This window comes from Bacillus sp. AK128 (genome assembly GCF_053903075.1).
The window spans coordinates 3,715,268-3,729,616 of the sequence record NZ_CP096379.1 but is presented as its reverse complement, the minus strand read 5'-3'; the positions used below and the strand labels follow the sequence as shown (position 1 = coordinate 3,729,616).

Genomic DNA, 14,349 nt, shown 5'->3' with positions numbered 1-14,349 from the left:
TAGTGGAGACCAAATCTTAGATGATTTGGTCTTTTTATATATACAAAGATTTACTATAGTATATTTGTAGGTGTAGATTTTACTAAGTAATGTTTAAATTTTTCTTAATGTACTCATAGTATAGGGCGGTTGTTGTCTGAACCACTAAAAATACAACCAATGAAAAGTACATTTGATATCCATGTTGATAATGTGTCACACCCATTAAGGAAGACACTTTTTCCATAAATAACCCAATGACGGTCCATCCTAGAATATAAGGAATAAAGAGTTTCTTGGTTATATTTAAAACCTGATAAAAATAAATGAAAAAATAACTGAATGTAGCAAATAAAAAGTATGTCATTAAGTCTGTGAGCTCATATTTATTAGAATCATTTACTTTGTAAAAATCTAACATTCCTCCTCCTATCGTGAAATCAAATAAGGTGGAACTAGCAAAGCCCCAGACCAGAAATAAAATGGTGATTTGAGGGGAGAGTTTTTTAGGGAGAGCATAAAGTGTTATATATGCAACAAGTAACATGATAATGATATATGCTTCGTTTTGATCATAACTTTCCCATAGCATCATGGGTCTTCACCTCGCGTTTAGAGACTTTTGTGAAAAACTTGAAACATAGAATGGATAATAGACAAAGGCTAAAAAAATAAGCTGATTCATACCACAAATTCCATTCTTTGAATTCGATTACGTTAAGACGGATGGATAACAGACTTAAACCATCTAATAGGATGACAGTAGAAATAAGTATGATTATTCTTTTAACTAGTTTTTTAGCCATTAACAGAACATTTAGTTGTATTAAAATAAGTAGAGGGATAATGATACTTCGATTTAAAAGAAAGGCTATATAGGGAAAAGCCTTTTTAGTATTTGAAATTAGACCCCATTCATCGTTAATTATCCATGAAAAGTTTATATTAATTACGAGGATTAACAAAAAAATGAATGTATTCTCTATCAGATTTGTTTCTTTTTTCATTACACCAAATAATGAAATTACTAGCCATGAAATAAAGAAAAATGCTACAAACTCCATATAATCCTCCACTTTAGGTTTTATTGGTAGTATGCCATGAAGATAAAGGGAATATCCAAATTTATGGAGGACTAACCCGTCTCTATTTCCTAAGATAATAGTTGATCATAAGAAAATGAACGATTTGTACTGGTTAATCGTATTACATATAAATCTTGAATGATGGAGTAGAAGACATGGATGAAAAGGATTTGATTCTCAAGGCTCAAAAGGGAGATTCTTTGGCACTTTCGACGCTGTTACAGCAGAATTATTCTTTCCTTGTGAAATATTTAATGAAAGTTACCCTTCATCCACAGTTTGCAGAGGATTTAGCGCAAGAGACGATGATGAAGTGTATAGAAAAAATCCACCTGTATAATGGGAAGTCCAAGTTTTCCTCATGGCTCATGACGATTGCAACGAACCTTTACATTGATCAGCAGAGAAGAAAGAAGCGAGAGAAAAATTATCATGACCAAGAGCAGGCACTCCGAAAAATGAAATGGCAAGCGGGTGTGAGGAATGATGAATGGTCGGATGTTCTGGATGCACTTGCTAAATTAAATGAAGAAATTAGAATGCCAATCGTGTTAAAGCACTATTACGGATATTCTTATGAGCAAATTGGACAAATGATGGGGATCGCAGAAGGAACAGTAAAATCTCGAGTATCAAATGGTTTAAAAAACCTACGAAGGGAGTTGACTGAACGTGAAGAAGAATCATCCTAATCATAGAGATTCACTCTTGGATCAAGAAGAGGAACAAACGATTAAGGAACTAAAAGAAGGATTAGACAAAATAGATGAATGGAATCCAGTATTTACTCCAAATATTCAGTGGTTTCAAGAGCATGTTGAAGGGGAGAAAGCAAGATTACGCAAAAAGCAGTGGAAGGACCTACTCGTTTTTATTTCAACAGCTTTACTACTGTTAATTGTCGTCGTTGCGGTTGTGTATCGTCAACCAATTGTATTTCTTTATTTTCAACTGATCGGCATTATCTTACTGCCTTTAGCTTTTCATAAAAAAAGAAAGAAGGTCAGTAGTGAATGAACACCAATGAATTAAGTAGTGTACCGTTGTATGTATGGATCGGGGTGGCGTTCATTCTGTTATGCCAGGGCTCATGGATGTTTTGGGATGCACGAAAGAGAGGACATAATGCCTGGTTATGGGGATTTCTGGGTCTCATTCAATTCCCAACATATCTGATCATCTATCTTATTTTTGTAAGAAAAATATTCAGACGTAAAATCTCAGGATAAAAATTCCTGAGATTTTTTTTATCCAGAGTGAACGATTCTCCAAACGTAATCGTATTAAGGGTAAATAAACATTTTGGAGGAGAAAAAAATGAACGAATTAATAAATGAAGTACCTTGGGGAGCTATTGCACCGATTATTGTAATTCAATTCCTACTGATGATCACGGCGTTAATTTCTTGTATAAGAGAGGAAAACACGAATGGTCCAAAATTGGTATGGATTCCGGTGATTATCTTTATTAGCTTAATTGGTCCGGTACTTTACTTCGTTGTTGGAAGGAAGAATGATTAATGGAGCTATTACAAGCAACTGATTTAGTTAAACGGTTTGGGAATACGAATGCAGTAAAAGGTATTAGCTTTACGATTGATGAAGGTAAATGTGTGTCGTTACTTGGACCAAATGGTGCCGGAAAAACGACAACCTTAAAAATGCTTTCTGGATTATTGGAACCTACTTCAGGAAATATTCAGTTTCAAGGGACTAAGGTAAAAGACATACGAGAATTTATTGGATATTTGCCTCAATACCCAGCCTTCTATAATTGGATGAGCGGGAGGGAGTTTCTTGTTTTTGTAGGTGAACTGGCTAAACTAGGTCGCAAGGAAGCGGAAAAAAGAAGCGAAGAATTGCTTGAGCGTGTAGGCCTACTCCATGCGAAGAAAAGAAAGATTGGTGGTTATTCTGGAGGAATGAAGCAACGTCTTGGGTTGGCACAAGCGCTGATTCACCGTCCGAAGTTACTTATTTTAGATGAGCCTGTATCTGCGCTAGATCCACTAGGGAGACGAGAAGTTCTTGACATGATGAGAGAGATGAAGCGCGAAACGACGATTCTATTTTCCACACATGTTCTCCACGATGCACAAGAAATTAGTGATGATCTGTTGATTATGCATGACGGAAATATTGCTGTGTCTGGTGAAATGAAAACCGTAATCGGTCAACATCAACAGCCGATTATTCGGATTGAATTCGAGTCCCAAGCTGACGAATGGCTTAAAAGCATTGAGAAGTATAGCTTTGTTTCTGAAGTGAATATTCAAGGATACCAGGCAAGCATCGTACTAAACGATATGGATACTGGAAAACAAGCTCTATTAAAAGAAATTGCTGAGAGAGGACTTCCGATTCAAAAGTTTGAAATCGCACAAACAACATTAGAAGATCTATTTATGAAGGTGGTGAAAGCATGACACACTTTGCTGTACTTTATCGAAAAGAAATGACGGAAATGGTTCGTAATTATAAGTTAATGTGGATTCCTCTTGTCTTTATTTTACTAGGAATCATGCAGCCAGTGAGTGCCTATTACCTGCCACAAATTTTAGAAACCTTTGGTGGCCTTCCTGAAGGAGCAAGAATCGAAATACCGACTCCAACGGGCCCACAAGTATTAATGGAGGTATTAGCTAATTTTGGGATGATTGGTGTACTTATTCTTGTACTCAGTGGAATGGGAATCGTTTCAGGCGAGAGACAAAGCGGTGTAGCAGGAATGGTCATGATGAAACCTGTTCCATATTCATCCTACATTTTATCGAAATGGGCGGGGTTCATTACGATTACTTTATTTTCACTGCTGATCGGTTATGCAGCATCTTGGTATTATACGAATTTACTTATTGAAAATGTATCGTTCAAGCCGATCTTTCAGAGTGTAGCGATTTATAGCTTATGGTTAGTGTTTGTGGTAACGTTGACGTTATTTTTTAGTACGGTAATGAAAGGAAACGGTGGTGTTGCTTTTGTGACCCTCTTTGTGGTTGTCATTATTTCAACCGTTACTTCACTTATAACAAAATATATGAAGTGGAGTCCAGCTACCATGACCGAGCATGCCGGAATTTTACTACAGGCAGGTGAGCTACCATCTACTTTCTTACTAGCAATGGTGGTCACATTCGGAATCATTATCGGTATTCTGTTCCTATCCATCCAAATTTTTAAACAAAAAGAGCTATTGGAATAAAGAACAACTCCTCATTCTTCATGGTTGAGGAGTTTTTTTATGAAAATAAATGCCTAGTAATCTGGCTATGCATGGTATAATTTTATTGGTTATAATTAACAATTTACTAAACAAATGGAAATTGCGGGATACTTCAATTCCTATCAGATTGCAGGGGGAAAAGGAATGGAAATCTGGTATTGGCTTATTATTGTTTTTCTATTATCCTATGAGCCTATCTACGGATATTATGATTATCAACACTTTAAGGGGAGGGTTCAACTCAACCCAAGTGAACGAGTTCGATATTATAAGAAGGTTATGATTGGACTCTGGGCCCCGACAGTTTTTATTCTAAGCTTGGTTGTAGTTGGCCCGTTAACTTTTGACGATATAGGCTTAAAGAGGATTCAGATTAATACCGAAATCCTAGGACCATGGGTAACATATATTGTAATGGGATTGGTAGCTGTCTATATTCTGAGTCTAGCCTATTACATGGTGGCTGCAAGGGTGAGCGAGAAGACGAAGAATGACATTGTTAAAATGAAGCAACAGGAATTAGAGAAGAGTCAGTTTGTCGATATTATGCCTGTTTCTAAACAGGATAAAAAGGTATGGACGTATGTGTCATGGACAGCAGGGATTACAGAGGAAATTATTTACCGAGGATTTTTAATATTCGCCTTGCTGCAACTGTTTCCGACCTTATCAATTTGGATTGTTCTATTCATTTCCTCTTTAGTATTCGGACTTGCTCACACCTACCAGGGATTCCAAAATGTAATCAAAACAGGGCTAATGGGTTTATTCTTTGCGATGTTATACCTCTCGTTAGACTCACTTCTTCCGGTAATCGTTCTACACTTCTTAATGGATTACGTTGCGAAGATTGGCGATGAGGAAGCTACTCTAGAGAAATAAATTTGGGTATTGATAGAAGATCAAATAGGAAAAGGATATTGTCTTTGGCATTTACTAAACAAATCTTTTATAAATGAGGTAAACATGACGGCAATCATTGTAGTTACAATAGTATTTATTGTATTCGGGATTATTTTTTCCACTGGGAAAGGGGCGTTCTTGATCGCTGGTTATAATACAAAGTCGGATGAAGAAAAAGAAAAGTATGATGAAGTAGCGTTGAGTAAGTTTATGGGGAAAATGATGTTTGCTTTGGCATTTAGTATGGTCTGTTGGGCACTGAGTGAGGCCTATCAATTAATGTGGTTATTTGTAATGGGTCTTGTTTTATTTATTGGGATTCTTGTCATCACCATTTTTTACGTTAATGTTGGGAATCGATTTATGAAATGAAAATGGATACAAGAAGATGTGAGGGGAATAAGTAATGGAGTTTAAAATAAATAGTGATTACTTGAATAAAGCAATAGTTGATGTTACTAAAGCCGTATCATCCAAAACGACACTCCCCGTATTAACTGGTATCAAAATAATCGCTAAAACGGATCATATTATGTTAATCGGAAGTAATTCTGAAATTATTATCGAAAGAAAGGTTCCAGAATGTAGTGACGGAGGTAGAATGCTAGAAGTGTTTCAAACTGGGAGTGTTGTTATTCCAGCGAAGTATTTTAGCGAAATAACGAAAAAACTGCCTGGTGACATTTACATAAAGGCGAAACATGATCATACGGTAACGATTCAATCGGAAGACATTATTAGCAAATTAAATGGCTTTTCAGGTGAAGAGTTTCCGTCTTTACCAGAGTTACAAGCAAGCCAATATTTTAGAGTAACCAGTGATCAGTTAGTAGAGATGATTAAGCAAACCGTTTTCGCAACTTCTAAAAATGAAACACGACCAGTCCTTACAGGGGTAAACTTTTCATTCGAAGAAGATTTACTTACTTGTGTAGCAACCAATTCTCATCGACTAGCCTTAAGGAAATGTGAAGTTAGCTCTGAGTTAAGGGGCTCATTTATTGTTCCTAGTTCGGCTTTACATGAGTTTGTGAAACTATTTGGAAGTAATAAAACCGATATTAATATTTTCGCGAACGAGACGACTATTTTATTTAAATCTCATAACTTATCTTTATATTCCAGATTAATAGAAGGAGTTTATCCGAATGTATCGAGTTTAATTCCAGAAGAGACAAGCACGATTATAACACTTGATACGAATCAACTATTAAGAGGTATTGACAGGGCTAGTATATTTGCAAGCGAATGGAAAAATAACAATATTAACTTTCGACTTAGTGAGGGTTCAAAAATTATAATGGCCACCAAATCTACCGAAATGGGACAAATCGAAGAAACCCAACCTGTAAAGAAGATATTAGGAGATGGAGAGTTAACCATCACTCTTGATGGAAACTTTATGATGGATGCCTTAAAGGCCATCAAGGAAGTGGAAGTACAGTTATGTTTCCAAGGGACGATGCGGCCTATATTAGTAATACCTGTAGGGAATGATTCATACCTTCAGCTTATTTCTCCTGTTCGGTCGTCTTAATAAAATTACTTGCATGATAGTCTATTATTTTATTCTTGTAAATTAGTAGTGATAAGTTAGAGATATGTTACTATACTACTATGACTTTTATACTAGATTTTATATGAACAAAGGAGACTATTATGACTAGTACCATTAGCAAAAGAAGTTCTCAAGTATTCGATCATGAATCCGTTCTATTCTCTCTAGAATCAAACCTAGCTATGATTGAATTTAACTTGAATAGGGAAGTAATCTGGGTTAACGAACTATTCGCAAATGCAATGGGGTATAAGCCAGAAGAGATGTATAAACTGAAGCATAAAGAGTTTTGTACGCCAGATTATGCTAGAAGCAAGGAATATGATGATCTTTGGAATAATCTATTAAAAGGCCAGAAATTCCAAGAAAAAATTCAAAGGGTAAACAAGGCAGGCCAACTTCTATGGTTAGAAGCTACCTATATCCCTATTGTGGATGAAGTGGGAAATGTGAGTGGTGTTCTTAAGATTGCAACTGACATTACCGAACGGGAAAACGAGACATTAGACATTATGTCTAAGTTAAAAGAATTACCAGTTGAGCTTGTAGAGGTAGTTGAACAGAATACAGCAGAAAAAATTAAGGCAATCCACGAACTTAAAACGCACACGAAATCTATTCTCGAAATCTCTAATACGATTCGTCATATTTCCGCACAGACTAATATTCTAGCATTAAATGCAGCGATTGAAGCAGCACGTGTAGGCGAACAAGGAAGAGGGTTCAAAGTTGTTGCCGATGAAGTAAGGAAATTAGCAGCTAACGTAGATGAGGCCATTAAGAAAGTAAATAACAGTGCAGGTAATATAACGGAAGAAGTAGATCGAGTAAGCGTTATAACCCAAGACTTGCAACATAGCGTTGTAGATAAACAAACGGAGTTTAAGGAAATGATTGATTTATTTAATCGCTGGGTGGGCAAGTAAGAAAACCTCCTACTGATGAGGTAGGCGTATATTTAAGAATGAATGATTACATACATATTACATAACATATATTACTCTCTTACTAAGGAGTGCTGGAAATGAAAGAAAATCTAAAGCTTGCCTGGGTGGCTTCATGGTTTGCACTTGTCGGTCAATTAGTGTTTTTTATAGGTGTGTCTCTTTTTACAGGGGATTGGCGTTATGTCATGTGGAGTTTTATCGTGAGTATGGTGGCGGGTGTTCCTAGTATGATTAACACTTGGCAGGCGCAGAAGAAAGCGAACCAGAATAGAGACCATAAATCTCCTTTGTGATCCTAGCAGATCAACCTCATAATAAGAGAAAAGCATAGAGTCATAAACTAGTAGTTCAGTATTGGTGTATAATTTCTATACTAGTACCCACATGAACTGCTTTTTTATTTGGTTTGGCTATAATTTAATATTAGAAAGTAGTGAGCAGTTAGATGCAAAATCTTTTTAATCAATTTCCGGTTCTACATTCAGAACGGCTAAAATTAAGACCAATTTTTGAAAAAGATGCTGAAAATATATATGAATATTTTTCTGATGATGAAGTAACTGAATTTTATGGAATTGAATCTTTTACAAGCATTCAACAAGCTATTTCGCTTGTTACCCAATTCCAAACAGGATATGAAGAAAAGAAAGCTATACGGTGGGGGATTGCCCATGCAGATACCAATCATCTTATTGGTTCAATAGGATTTCATAATATGAATGCCCATCATAAAAGAGTAGAGATTGGTTATGAGATTACTAAATCAGAATGGGGTAAAGGCTATGTAACAGAAGCATTAAAGACAGTTATAAGCTATGCTTTTGACCAAACTGAAATTCATCGTATAGGTGCAACGGTAAGAAGAGAAAATCTCCCTTCACAGCAGGTACTAACAAAGCTAGGGTTTATAGAAGAAGGGATGCTTAGAGATTATCAATTCTCAAGAGGAGCGTTTCATGACCTAATTATGTTCTCACTAGTTAAAATAAGCTGAAATTAAGAACAGATAGATAAAATAACGCCAAATAATGGCGTTATTTAATCGTTCCGCTTATTCGCATTCTTATCTTTGTCAGTTACATTGCTAATTGCTTTTGCAGTTGCATCTACAGCATTCATTGCGGCATTCTCTGTGGCTTCTAATCCTTGGTGGATCGAATGGAATGCAGCACCAGCTGTTTCTTTAATATTTTCTGAAACATTTTTATTGTTTTTATCTTGATTAGCCATGTTCGTTTCACCCCCTAAACAAACTTAGGTTACGTAAAAGAACTCAAAGTTATTCTGTGTGCTCCCCTTATGGAACCTTAAGAATAAAATAGCGAGGTTGATTTTCTATTCTGATAAAGGAAGTATAGTGAAGGAAAAGTGAAAGAAAAGTAATACTTTTTAGCGTAAATGGAGGTAACTATTATGCAGGAATTAAAAAGAATAGGCGATTCATTTTGGTATATGACTCCTGTTTCAGAAACGGACAGACCGATTTTAGCGATGGTTATAGGCAAGGAAATGAACGTGATGATTGATGCTGGTAATTCAGAAGCACATACCAGATTATTTTTAGAAAAGTTAGCAGAACAAAATATATTAAAGCCCAATTTCCTTGTTTTAACTCATTGGCATTGGGATCATATTTTGGGAATGTCGGCTCTAAAGGATGTAGTGTCTATTTCATCCTCACTGACTAAAGAAGAAATGACTAAACTGCTCGATTATGAATGGACAGATGAGGCTTTAGATGAACGTGTTAAAGACGGACTAGAGATTGAATTCTGTGCGAATTGTATAAAAGAAGAATTTGGTCCAGATAGAGATATACATATTGTCTTACCGAAAATCACGTTTGACCAAAAGCTTGAAATAGACCTAGGAGATGTCACATGTGTGTTGAAGCATGTAGGGGGAGACCATTCACAAGACTCGGTTGTTGTTTATGTTAAGGAAGAAAAGATATTATTTCTCGGGGATAGTATTTATCCAGATATTTTTTCTGCTAAGAGGAACTATACAACAAAACGCACGTTAACATTAATCCAAGAACTAGAGATATTCGATGCAGAGACATACATCCTATCCCATGGTGAAGCAATTGATCGAAATGAATACATGCAAGAAATTAATTTGCTAAAGGCTGTAGCTACACTAACTGAGCAATATAAAGGTGATCCCGAGCAGATAAAATCAAGCTATAAGCATATTCAAAATAGAGAACTAAATGAAGAAGAGCTGGAAACAATAGAGTACTTCGTAAATGGTTATCAGAAGGATTAAGACATATTGAGTGAGTGAAAATAGCAATTCAGCGCTTAGGAGTCAGTTGATCCTAAGCGTTTTGCTATTTCTAGGGTATTAAATGAAGAAAGGTTGTTAAACTTAAAAAAATATCAAAGATTATTAAATGAAATAAGGGCATGTTCGGTGTGTTTAAAGTTTACTAGTTAATTTCTTTAGAAAGGTTGGCATGCTGTTGATCGTTTATCATGGTTCGATAAGAAAATTTGAAAGCTTTAATCAAGAAAGTGTAGTTCAGCATTTAAGGGATGATATCAATACGATCGGATTTTGGTTTACATCTGATATTAATTCTGAGAAACCTAATGCTGTAGGAACTGAAACGGTTACTAAAGAGTCAGACACAGAATTTTGGGAGGATGGAGAACCTAAAGTAGTACAGGTGGACCGGCTAGTTAGAGGATGGATTTATAAAGTGTATTTTGATGAACTAAATCTTAAGGAGTATCAATCAAATACCGAGGATTCATATGATTTATTCATGAGGGAACGTGACAACTATTGTGATTATTTAGGTTCAAAAAAAAGAAAGCTAACCTGGAAGGATCAAGCCATCCTTTTAAATAAAGAAGAAGCCAATACTGAATTTCGTAAATATCTTATGGGTCATGGGTACGAAGGATTGGTGATACGAAATACTAAGCAGCAAAATGATGTTATAGATATGTTTTGTATATTCTCGGGAGATTCTCTACACATTGTAGATGTTGTTTCTATCGATGATCTGAAGTAGGGACAGGGAACACCTACCTATTTAAATTCGATCTCTTTTCCTTCTTAATGGTTATAAATAGACAACCATCACCATATAACTTAAAAAAGAGCTAATTGGACAAGTGGCTGTCATGATTAGTTTCTTTGTGTTTTAGTTGTCTATTCACCTAGAGTCCTACAGAAGGAGGAAAGTTGATGAAATATATTCAACAATTGTTAGTTGATTGGGAGCTCGCTCCAGCTTTAGCTAAGTATCTTTCTATAACCATAATGGTTCTTTTTATAGGTATCATTTGCATCATTGCCAATTTTATCTCGAAAAAGGTGGTCATCCGACTGATCACCCACTATGTTTCAAAGAGTAAATTCCCACGGGCAACAATGGTGCTGAAGAGAAAGGTATTCGATAAACTATCACATATTGTTCCGGCGATTATTATTTATTATTTCGCTGCGACTTTACCGGACTATCAAATGATGATTGAAAAGGGTGCTGCTACTTATCTCATTATCGTAAGTCTAATGGTTTTCCATGCCCTATTAACAACCATTAATGATATTTACCAGACCTATGAGATATCTAAGATTAAACCAATCAAGGGGTATATTCAGGTTGTTAATATTATGGTGTTAATACTAGGTGGTCTTCTCGTCATTTCGAACCTGATGGGAGAGAGTCCACTCATTCTACTAAGCGGGATTGGAGCTCTTTCAGCTGTTTTGATGTTAGTGTTTAAAGATTCGTTGTTAGGACTTGTAGCAGGTATACAATTGGCTGCCAATGATATGGTTCGGGTTGGAGATTGGATTGAAATGCCAAAGTACGGAGCAGATGGGAATATCATTGATATCTCTTTGAATACCGTAAAGGTTCAAAACTTCGATAAAACGATTACGAGTGTCCCAAGTTATGCGCTCATCTCAGATTCCTTTATTAACTGGAGAGGAATGGAGAGCTCAGGTGGACGTAGAATCAAGCGCTCCATCCTACTAGATACAAGCTGCATCTCTTTTTGTTCGGGAACGATGCTCGAGAAATGTAAACAAATTCACTATCTAAAAGATTATGTTTCGTCAAAAGAAAGAGAGATCTCTGAGTACAACGCAAGATTTGATATGTATGAAGAAAATCGTGTAAATGGAAGATCGCTCACAAATATCGGAGTGTTTAGAGCCTATATCCATAATTACCTAAAACATCATTCAGGAATTAACCAGGAGATGACTTTATTGGTGAGACAGCTACCTCCTAGTGAACATGGGTTACCAATTGAAATCTATGCATTCACGAAAGACATCAGATGGGAAGTTTACGAATCCATTCAATCTGATATCTTTGATCACTTATTAGCAGTGGCAAGTGAATTCGAGCTAAAAGTATTCCAGAATCCATCCGGAAATGATTTGAAGGATCTTATCGGTGAAACGGGTAAGAAACCAGTACGTTATAAGAGTGTTGGTTAGTTGACTAGTAGCAAACACAAAGCTTAGGGAGTAGTTTTTCACCCCTGAGCTTTTTTGTATGTGGATTTATTTAAAATTCCTTTTCTTAATAAATTTAGATGAATCACTTATTTTTGGAATTATTTTTCGGGTGTTACAAATCATAATAAAAGTTGAAAATAGTTGGAGGTGTACAATTGTCTAATCCCTTTGAAGCAGTTTGGAATACGTTAAAAACAATCGTTGATCATGAAGATAAGGCACCACTACATGTAGGAGAAGTAATGAGTTTTTGGACGTACTTAACGGTTCTTGATGAGGCCATTAGATATGAGGAAGTAGGTCTAAACACAACTACAGACGATGAAGTAAAAGAATTACTTGTGGATGCGAAAAAACTATGCGAAAGTCAATCCCAAAGGTTATCAAGTTTTATGCAAAAAGAAGGAATTCCACTTCCTCCTGGCCCAAAGAAAAAACCACTATCAGAGCCAAATGAAATTCCACTAGGCGTGAAGTTTACGGATGATGAGATTGCAAATGGGGTATCTCTAAAAGTTGCAGCTGCTGGTATGGAATGCGCCTTAGGTAATTCTCAGTCAATCAGATCAGATGTTGGATTAATATGGACAGAATTTTACGCGGAGCTGTTAACTTTCGGTGCTACTACTAAAACACTTCTCCGAAAAAGAGGCTGGATCAAAGTACCACCGTATTATTCACCACCAGGGTTACCGAAGTCATAACCAATTCTAAAATGTATTGATAGGAAGTAATTAGAAGAGGAGATACCACTAGTTTATGGATCTCCTCTTTCGTTATTTGAAAAAAGTTATAAAAATAAAGTTAGGAAAAATAATATCATTTTCCTTATTTAAGTATAGGAAATTTTTAAAAAATTTCCTATACTTTTCCAATTATAATCTGCTATAATAAAAGTGACTAAAGATTCAGAAATGAGGAATAAGTATGGGATAGGTAAAAATATCAAATATATCCGTACACAGAAGAAGATCACGCAAAGTGAGATGGCCGCGGGAATCTGTTCAATATCTTATCTCTCAAAAATAGAAAATGGAATAGCAGAACCTAGTACAGAAGTTCTAGATAAGTTTTGCGAAAGACTAGGTATATCCAGTGAAGAGATAGATAAACAAGATGATAATTTAGAAATGATAAAGACAGAGTTTGATAGATTGCATAGTATTATAAGAGACCGAGATAAAGAGAAAGCTGAACTTAAGTTCAATGAAATTATGAGTCATTTTCCTAATCTTATTGAGCCGGAAGCTTACTTAATAAAGGCTCTATTTGAATTAAGATTGGCTATTATGAATAGAGATAAATTAAAGGCTGACACTTTCTTTATTGAGGTAGCATCACATATTAATTATCAATCTGAATGGACAGCTCAGTATTTCTATCGGTATTGCGGACTCTATCAATATTTATATGGAAGCTATCAGGATTCAATAGAATATTACCTATTGGCAGAGAGGTACTTAGAAGAAGACAAAGAAGAAGTATATTACCATTTAGCTCTTGCATATCATGAGTTAGACCAAATCTCTATTTCAACGTTTTATATTAACCGAGCTATAGATATATTTATTAAGAAAGAAAAAGATGAACTTGTTACAAATTGTAAGTTGTTGCTAGGGCTTAACTATATTAAATTATGTGAATACAAGAAAGCTAAAGTTTATTTTAATGAAATTTTAGAACATACATCAAGAACTAACTCTCTTCTAAGGGGGAAAGTTTACCATAATCTTGGATTATTATACTCAGAAGAGGGAGACTCTGCTAAAGCTATTCAATATTATTTTGAATCCCTTGTAACAAAGGAGGATAACTCTTCAAAGACAAGCACTATGCACCTACTAGCTACGGAATATTACAAGCAAAAAGAATTTAAACTTGCGTTTGATTGGCTAGAAAAGGGATTTGAAAATGCAGTAGAAAACCAAGATCAGGATTATCGTGTTAAATTCACTGTATTAAAGTATTTCATCCAAAAGCAAGAGAATGAAGAGCTCTTCGAGAATTATCTAATTAATGTAGCAATTCCTCATTTTGAAGCTAAAAATGAAATTGATACAGTAAAAGAATATATCGAACTACTAGCTTCCTATTATGAAAGAAACAGACAATATAAGAGTGCTAATGAATTATTAAGGAAACTTATTAGTTAAAGGAGGTGAA

General features: G+C 35.5%; 18 protein-coding genes and 2 pseudogenes. 17 read left to right on the top strand and 3 right to left on the bottom strand.

Features of this window, described 5'->3' with window-relative positions; genetic code table 11:
- Window positions 1–82: 82 nt before the first annotated feature.
- Together M1D60_RS18775 and M1D60_RS18770 are read right to left on the bottom strand one after the other, a co-directional pair.
- Window positions 83–574, bottom strand: coding sequence for a hypothetical protein (locus tag M1D60_RS18775; protein ID WP_456276354.1), 492 nt, complete (start codon window positions 572–574; stop codon window positions 83–85).
- Complete coding sequence (locus M1D60_RS18770; RefSeq protein WP_456276353.1) at window positions 552–1,043, bottom strand: hypothetical protein; 492 nt, start codon at window positions 1,041–1,043, stop codon at window positions 552–554. Before M1D60_RS18770 ends, M1D60_RS18775 begins: the two co-directional genes overlap by 23 nt.
- Window positions 1,044–1,219: 176 nt before the next feature.
- Between M1D60_RS18770 and sigY the strand changes: the two genes are divergently transcribed.
- From sigY to M1D60_RS18710, 12 genes and pseudogenes are all read left to right on the top strand, one after another.
- Window positions 1,220–1,756 (top strand): RNA polymerase sigma factor SigY, encoded by a 537-nt coding sequence (sigY, locus tag M1D60_RS18765; RefSeq protein WP_456276352.1) that lies wholly within the window; start codon window positions 1,220–1,222, stop codon window positions 1,754–1,756.
- Window positions 1,737–2,081, top strand: a complete 345-nt coding sequence (locus M1D60_RS18760) for a YxlC family protein (RefSeq protein WP_456276351.1) — start codon at window positions 1,737–1,739, stop codon at window positions 2,079–2,081. The genes sigY and M1D60_RS18760 overlap by 20 nt, the downstream gene beginning before the upstream one ends.
- Before the next feature lie 300 nt (window positions 2,082–2,381).
- On the top strand, window positions 2,382–2,585 hold the full coding sequence (locus M1D60_RS18755) for a PLD nuclease N-terminal domain-containing protein (RefSeq protein WP_456276350.1): 204 nt from the start codon (window positions 2,382–2,384) through the stop codon (window positions 2,583–2,585).
- On the top strand, window positions 2,585–3,490 hold the full coding sequence (locus tag M1D60_RS18750) for an ABC transporter ATP-binding protein (RefSeq protein WP_456276349.1): 906 nt from the start codon (window positions 2,585–2,587) through the stop codon (window positions 3,488–3,490). Before M1D60_RS18755 ends, M1D60_RS18750 begins: the two co-directional genes overlap by 1 nt.
- Window positions 3,487–4,266, top strand: a complete 780-nt coding sequence (locus M1D60_RS18745) for an ABC transporter permease (protein WP_456276348.1) — start codon at window positions 3,487–3,489, stop codon at window positions 4,264–4,266. Before M1D60_RS18750 ends, M1D60_RS18745 begins: the two co-directional genes overlap by 4 nt.
- A 165-nt stretch (window positions 4,267–4,431) precedes the next feature.
- Entirely contained in the window at window positions 4,432–5,169 is a 738-nt protein-coding gene (locus M1D60_RS18740) for a CPBP family intramembrane glutamic endopeptidase (RefSeq protein ID WP_456276347.1), read from the top strand.
- A gap of 84 nt (window positions 5,170–5,253) precedes the next feature.
- On the top strand, window positions 5,254–5,562 hold the full coding sequence (locus M1D60_RS18735; RefSeq protein ID WP_456276346.1) for a DUF3784 domain-containing protein: 309 nt from the start codon (window positions 5,254–5,256) through the stop codon (window positions 5,560–5,562).
- Window positions 5,563–5,596: 34 nt separating this feature from the next.
- Window positions 5,597–6,727, top strand: coding sequence for a DNA polymerase III subunit beta (gene dnaN, locus M1D60_RS18730; protein ID WP_456276345.1), 1,131 nt, complete (start codon window positions 5,597–5,599; stop codon window positions 6,725–6,727).
- Window positions 6,728–6,849: 122 nt separating this feature from the next.
- A pseudogene (locus M1D60_RS18725) lies at window positions 6,850–7,188 on the top strand (PAS domain-containing protein); the annotation flags it as partial.
- A 177-nt stretch (window positions 7,189–7,365) separates the two neighbouring features.
- Window positions 7,366–7,674 (top strand): annotated as a pseudogene (locus tag M1D60_RS18720) (methyl-accepting chemotaxis protein); the annotation flags it as partial.
- A gap of 98 nt (window positions 7,675–7,772) precedes the next feature.
- Window positions 7,773–7,988 (top strand): hypothetical protein, encoded by a 216-nt coding sequence (locus M1D60_RS18715; protein ID WP_456276344.1) that lies wholly within the window; start codon window positions 7,773–7,775, stop codon window positions 7,986–7,988.
- Between the two features lie 152 nt (window positions 7,989–8,140).
- Window positions 8,141–8,689, top strand: a complete 549-nt coding sequence (locus tag M1D60_RS18710) for a GNAT family N-acetyltransferase (protein WP_456276343.1) — start codon at window positions 8,141–8,143, stop codon at window positions 8,687–8,689.
- Between the two features lie 44 nt (window positions 8,690–8,733).
- On the opposite strand, the gene M1D60_RS18705 is transcribed toward M1D60_RS18710, so the two are convergent.
- The gene (locus M1D60_RS18705; protein WP_456276342.1) at window positions 8,734–8,925 is read right to left on the bottom strand and encodes a hypothetical protein; all 192 of its coding nucleotides are present in this window, start codon (window positions 8,923–8,925) and stop codon (window positions 8,734–8,736) included.
- Between the two features lie 183 nt (window positions 8,926–9,108).
- Between M1D60_RS18705 and M1D60_RS18700 the strand changes: the two genes are divergently transcribed.
- The 5 genes from M1D60_RS18700 (at window position 9,109) to M1D60_RS18680 (ending at window position 14,339) form a co-directional block, all read left to right on the top strand.
- Entirely contained in the window at window positions 9,109–9,966 is an 858-nt protein-coding gene (locus M1D60_RS18700; RefSeq protein ID WP_456276341.1) for an MBL fold metallo-hydrolase, read from the top strand.
- A 196-nt stretch (window positions 9,967–10,162) separates the two neighbouring features.
- Complete coding sequence (locus M1D60_RS18695) at window positions 10,163–10,720, top strand: hypothetical protein (protein WP_456276340.1); 558 nt, start codon at window positions 10,163–10,165, stop codon at window positions 10,718–10,720.
- A 176-nt stretch (window positions 10,721–10,896) separates the two neighbouring features.
- Window positions 10,897–12,165 (top strand): mechanosensitive ion channel family protein, encoded by a 1,269-nt coding sequence (locus M1D60_RS18690; protein ID WP_456276339.1) that lies wholly within the window; start codon window positions 10,897–10,899, stop codon window positions 12,163–12,165.
- A gap of 176 nt (window positions 12,166–12,341) precedes the next feature.
- The gene (locus M1D60_RS18685) at window positions 12,342–12,890 is read left to right on the top strand and encodes a DUF3231 family protein (protein ID WP_456276338.1); all 549 of its coding nucleotides are present in this window, start codon (window positions 12,342–12,344) and stop codon (window positions 12,888–12,890) included.
- Window positions 12,891–13,100: 210 nt separating this feature from the next.
- Window positions 13,101–14,339 (top strand): helix-turn-helix domain-containing protein, encoded by a 1,239-nt coding sequence (locus tag M1D60_RS18680; protein ID WP_456276337.1) that lies wholly within the window; start codon window positions 13,101–13,103, stop codon window positions 14,337–14,339.
- Window positions 14,340–14,349 lie beyond the last annotated feature (10 nt).

What these genes read in the sequence shown, in the direction of transcription:
- M1D60_RS18770 (WP_456276353.1), bottom strand. Translation starts at nt 1,043, where the DNA reads ATGGAGTTTGTAGCATTTTTCTTTATTTCATGGCTAGTAATTTCATTA.
- M1D60_RS18745 (WP_456276348.1), top strand. Translation starts at nt 3,487, where the DNA reads ATGACACACTTTGCTGTACTTTATCGAAAAGAAATGACGGAAATGGTT.
- M1D60_RS18715 (WP_456276344.1), top strand. Translation starts at nt 7,773, where the DNA reads ATGAAAGAAAATCTAAAGCTTGCCTGGGTGGCTTCATGGTTTGCACTT.
- M1D60_RS18755 (WP_456276350.1), top strand. Translation starts at nt 2,382, where the DNA reads ATGAACGAATTAATAAATGAAGTACCTTGGGGAGCTATTGCACCGATT.
- M1D60_RS18690 (WP_456276339.1), top strand. Translation starts at nt 10,897, where the DNA reads ATGAAATATATTCAACAATTGTTAGTTGATTGGGAGCTCGCTCCAGCT.
- sigY (WP_456276352.1), top strand. Translation starts at nt 1,220, where the DNA reads ATGGATGAAAAGGATTTGATTCTCAAGGCTCAAAAGGGAGATTCTTTG.
- M1D60_RS18705 (WP_456276342.1), bottom strand. Translation starts at nt 8,925, where the DNA reads ATGGCTAATCAAGATAAAAACAATAAAAATGTTTCAGAAAATATTAAA.
- dnaN (WP_456276345.1), top strand. Translation starts at nt 5,597, where the DNA reads ATGGAGTTTAAAATAAATAGTGATTACTTGAATAAAGCAATAGTTGAT.
- M1D60_RS18750 (WP_456276349.1), top strand. Translation starts at nt 2,585, where the DNA reads ATGGAGCTATTACAAGCAACTGATTTAGTTAAACGGTTTGGGAATACG.
- M1D60_RS18680 (WP_456276337.1), top strand. Translation starts at nt 13,101, where the DNA reads ATGAGGAATAAGTATGGGATAGGTAAAAATATCAAATATATCCGTACA.
- M1D60_RS18740 (WP_456276347.1), top strand. Translation starts at nt 4,432, where the DNA reads ATGGAAATCTGGTATTGGCTTATTATTGTTTTTCTATTATCCTATGAG.
- M1D60_RS18700 (WP_456276341.1), top strand. Translation starts at nt 9,109, where the DNA reads ATGCAGGAATTAAAAAGAATAGGCGATTCATTTTGGTATATGACTCCT.
- M1D60_RS18735 (WP_456276346.1), top strand. Translation starts at nt 5,254, where the DNA reads ATGACGGCAATCATTGTAGTTACAATAGTATTTATTGTATTCGGGATT.
- M1D60_RS18775 (WP_456276354.1), bottom strand. Translation starts at nt 574, where the DNA reads ATGATGCTATGGGAAAGTTATGATCAAAACGAAGCATATATCATTATC.
- M1D60_RS18710 (WP_456276343.1), top strand. Translation starts at nt 8,141, where the DNA reads ATGCAAAATCTTTTTAATCAATTTCCGGTTCTACATTCAGAACGGCTA.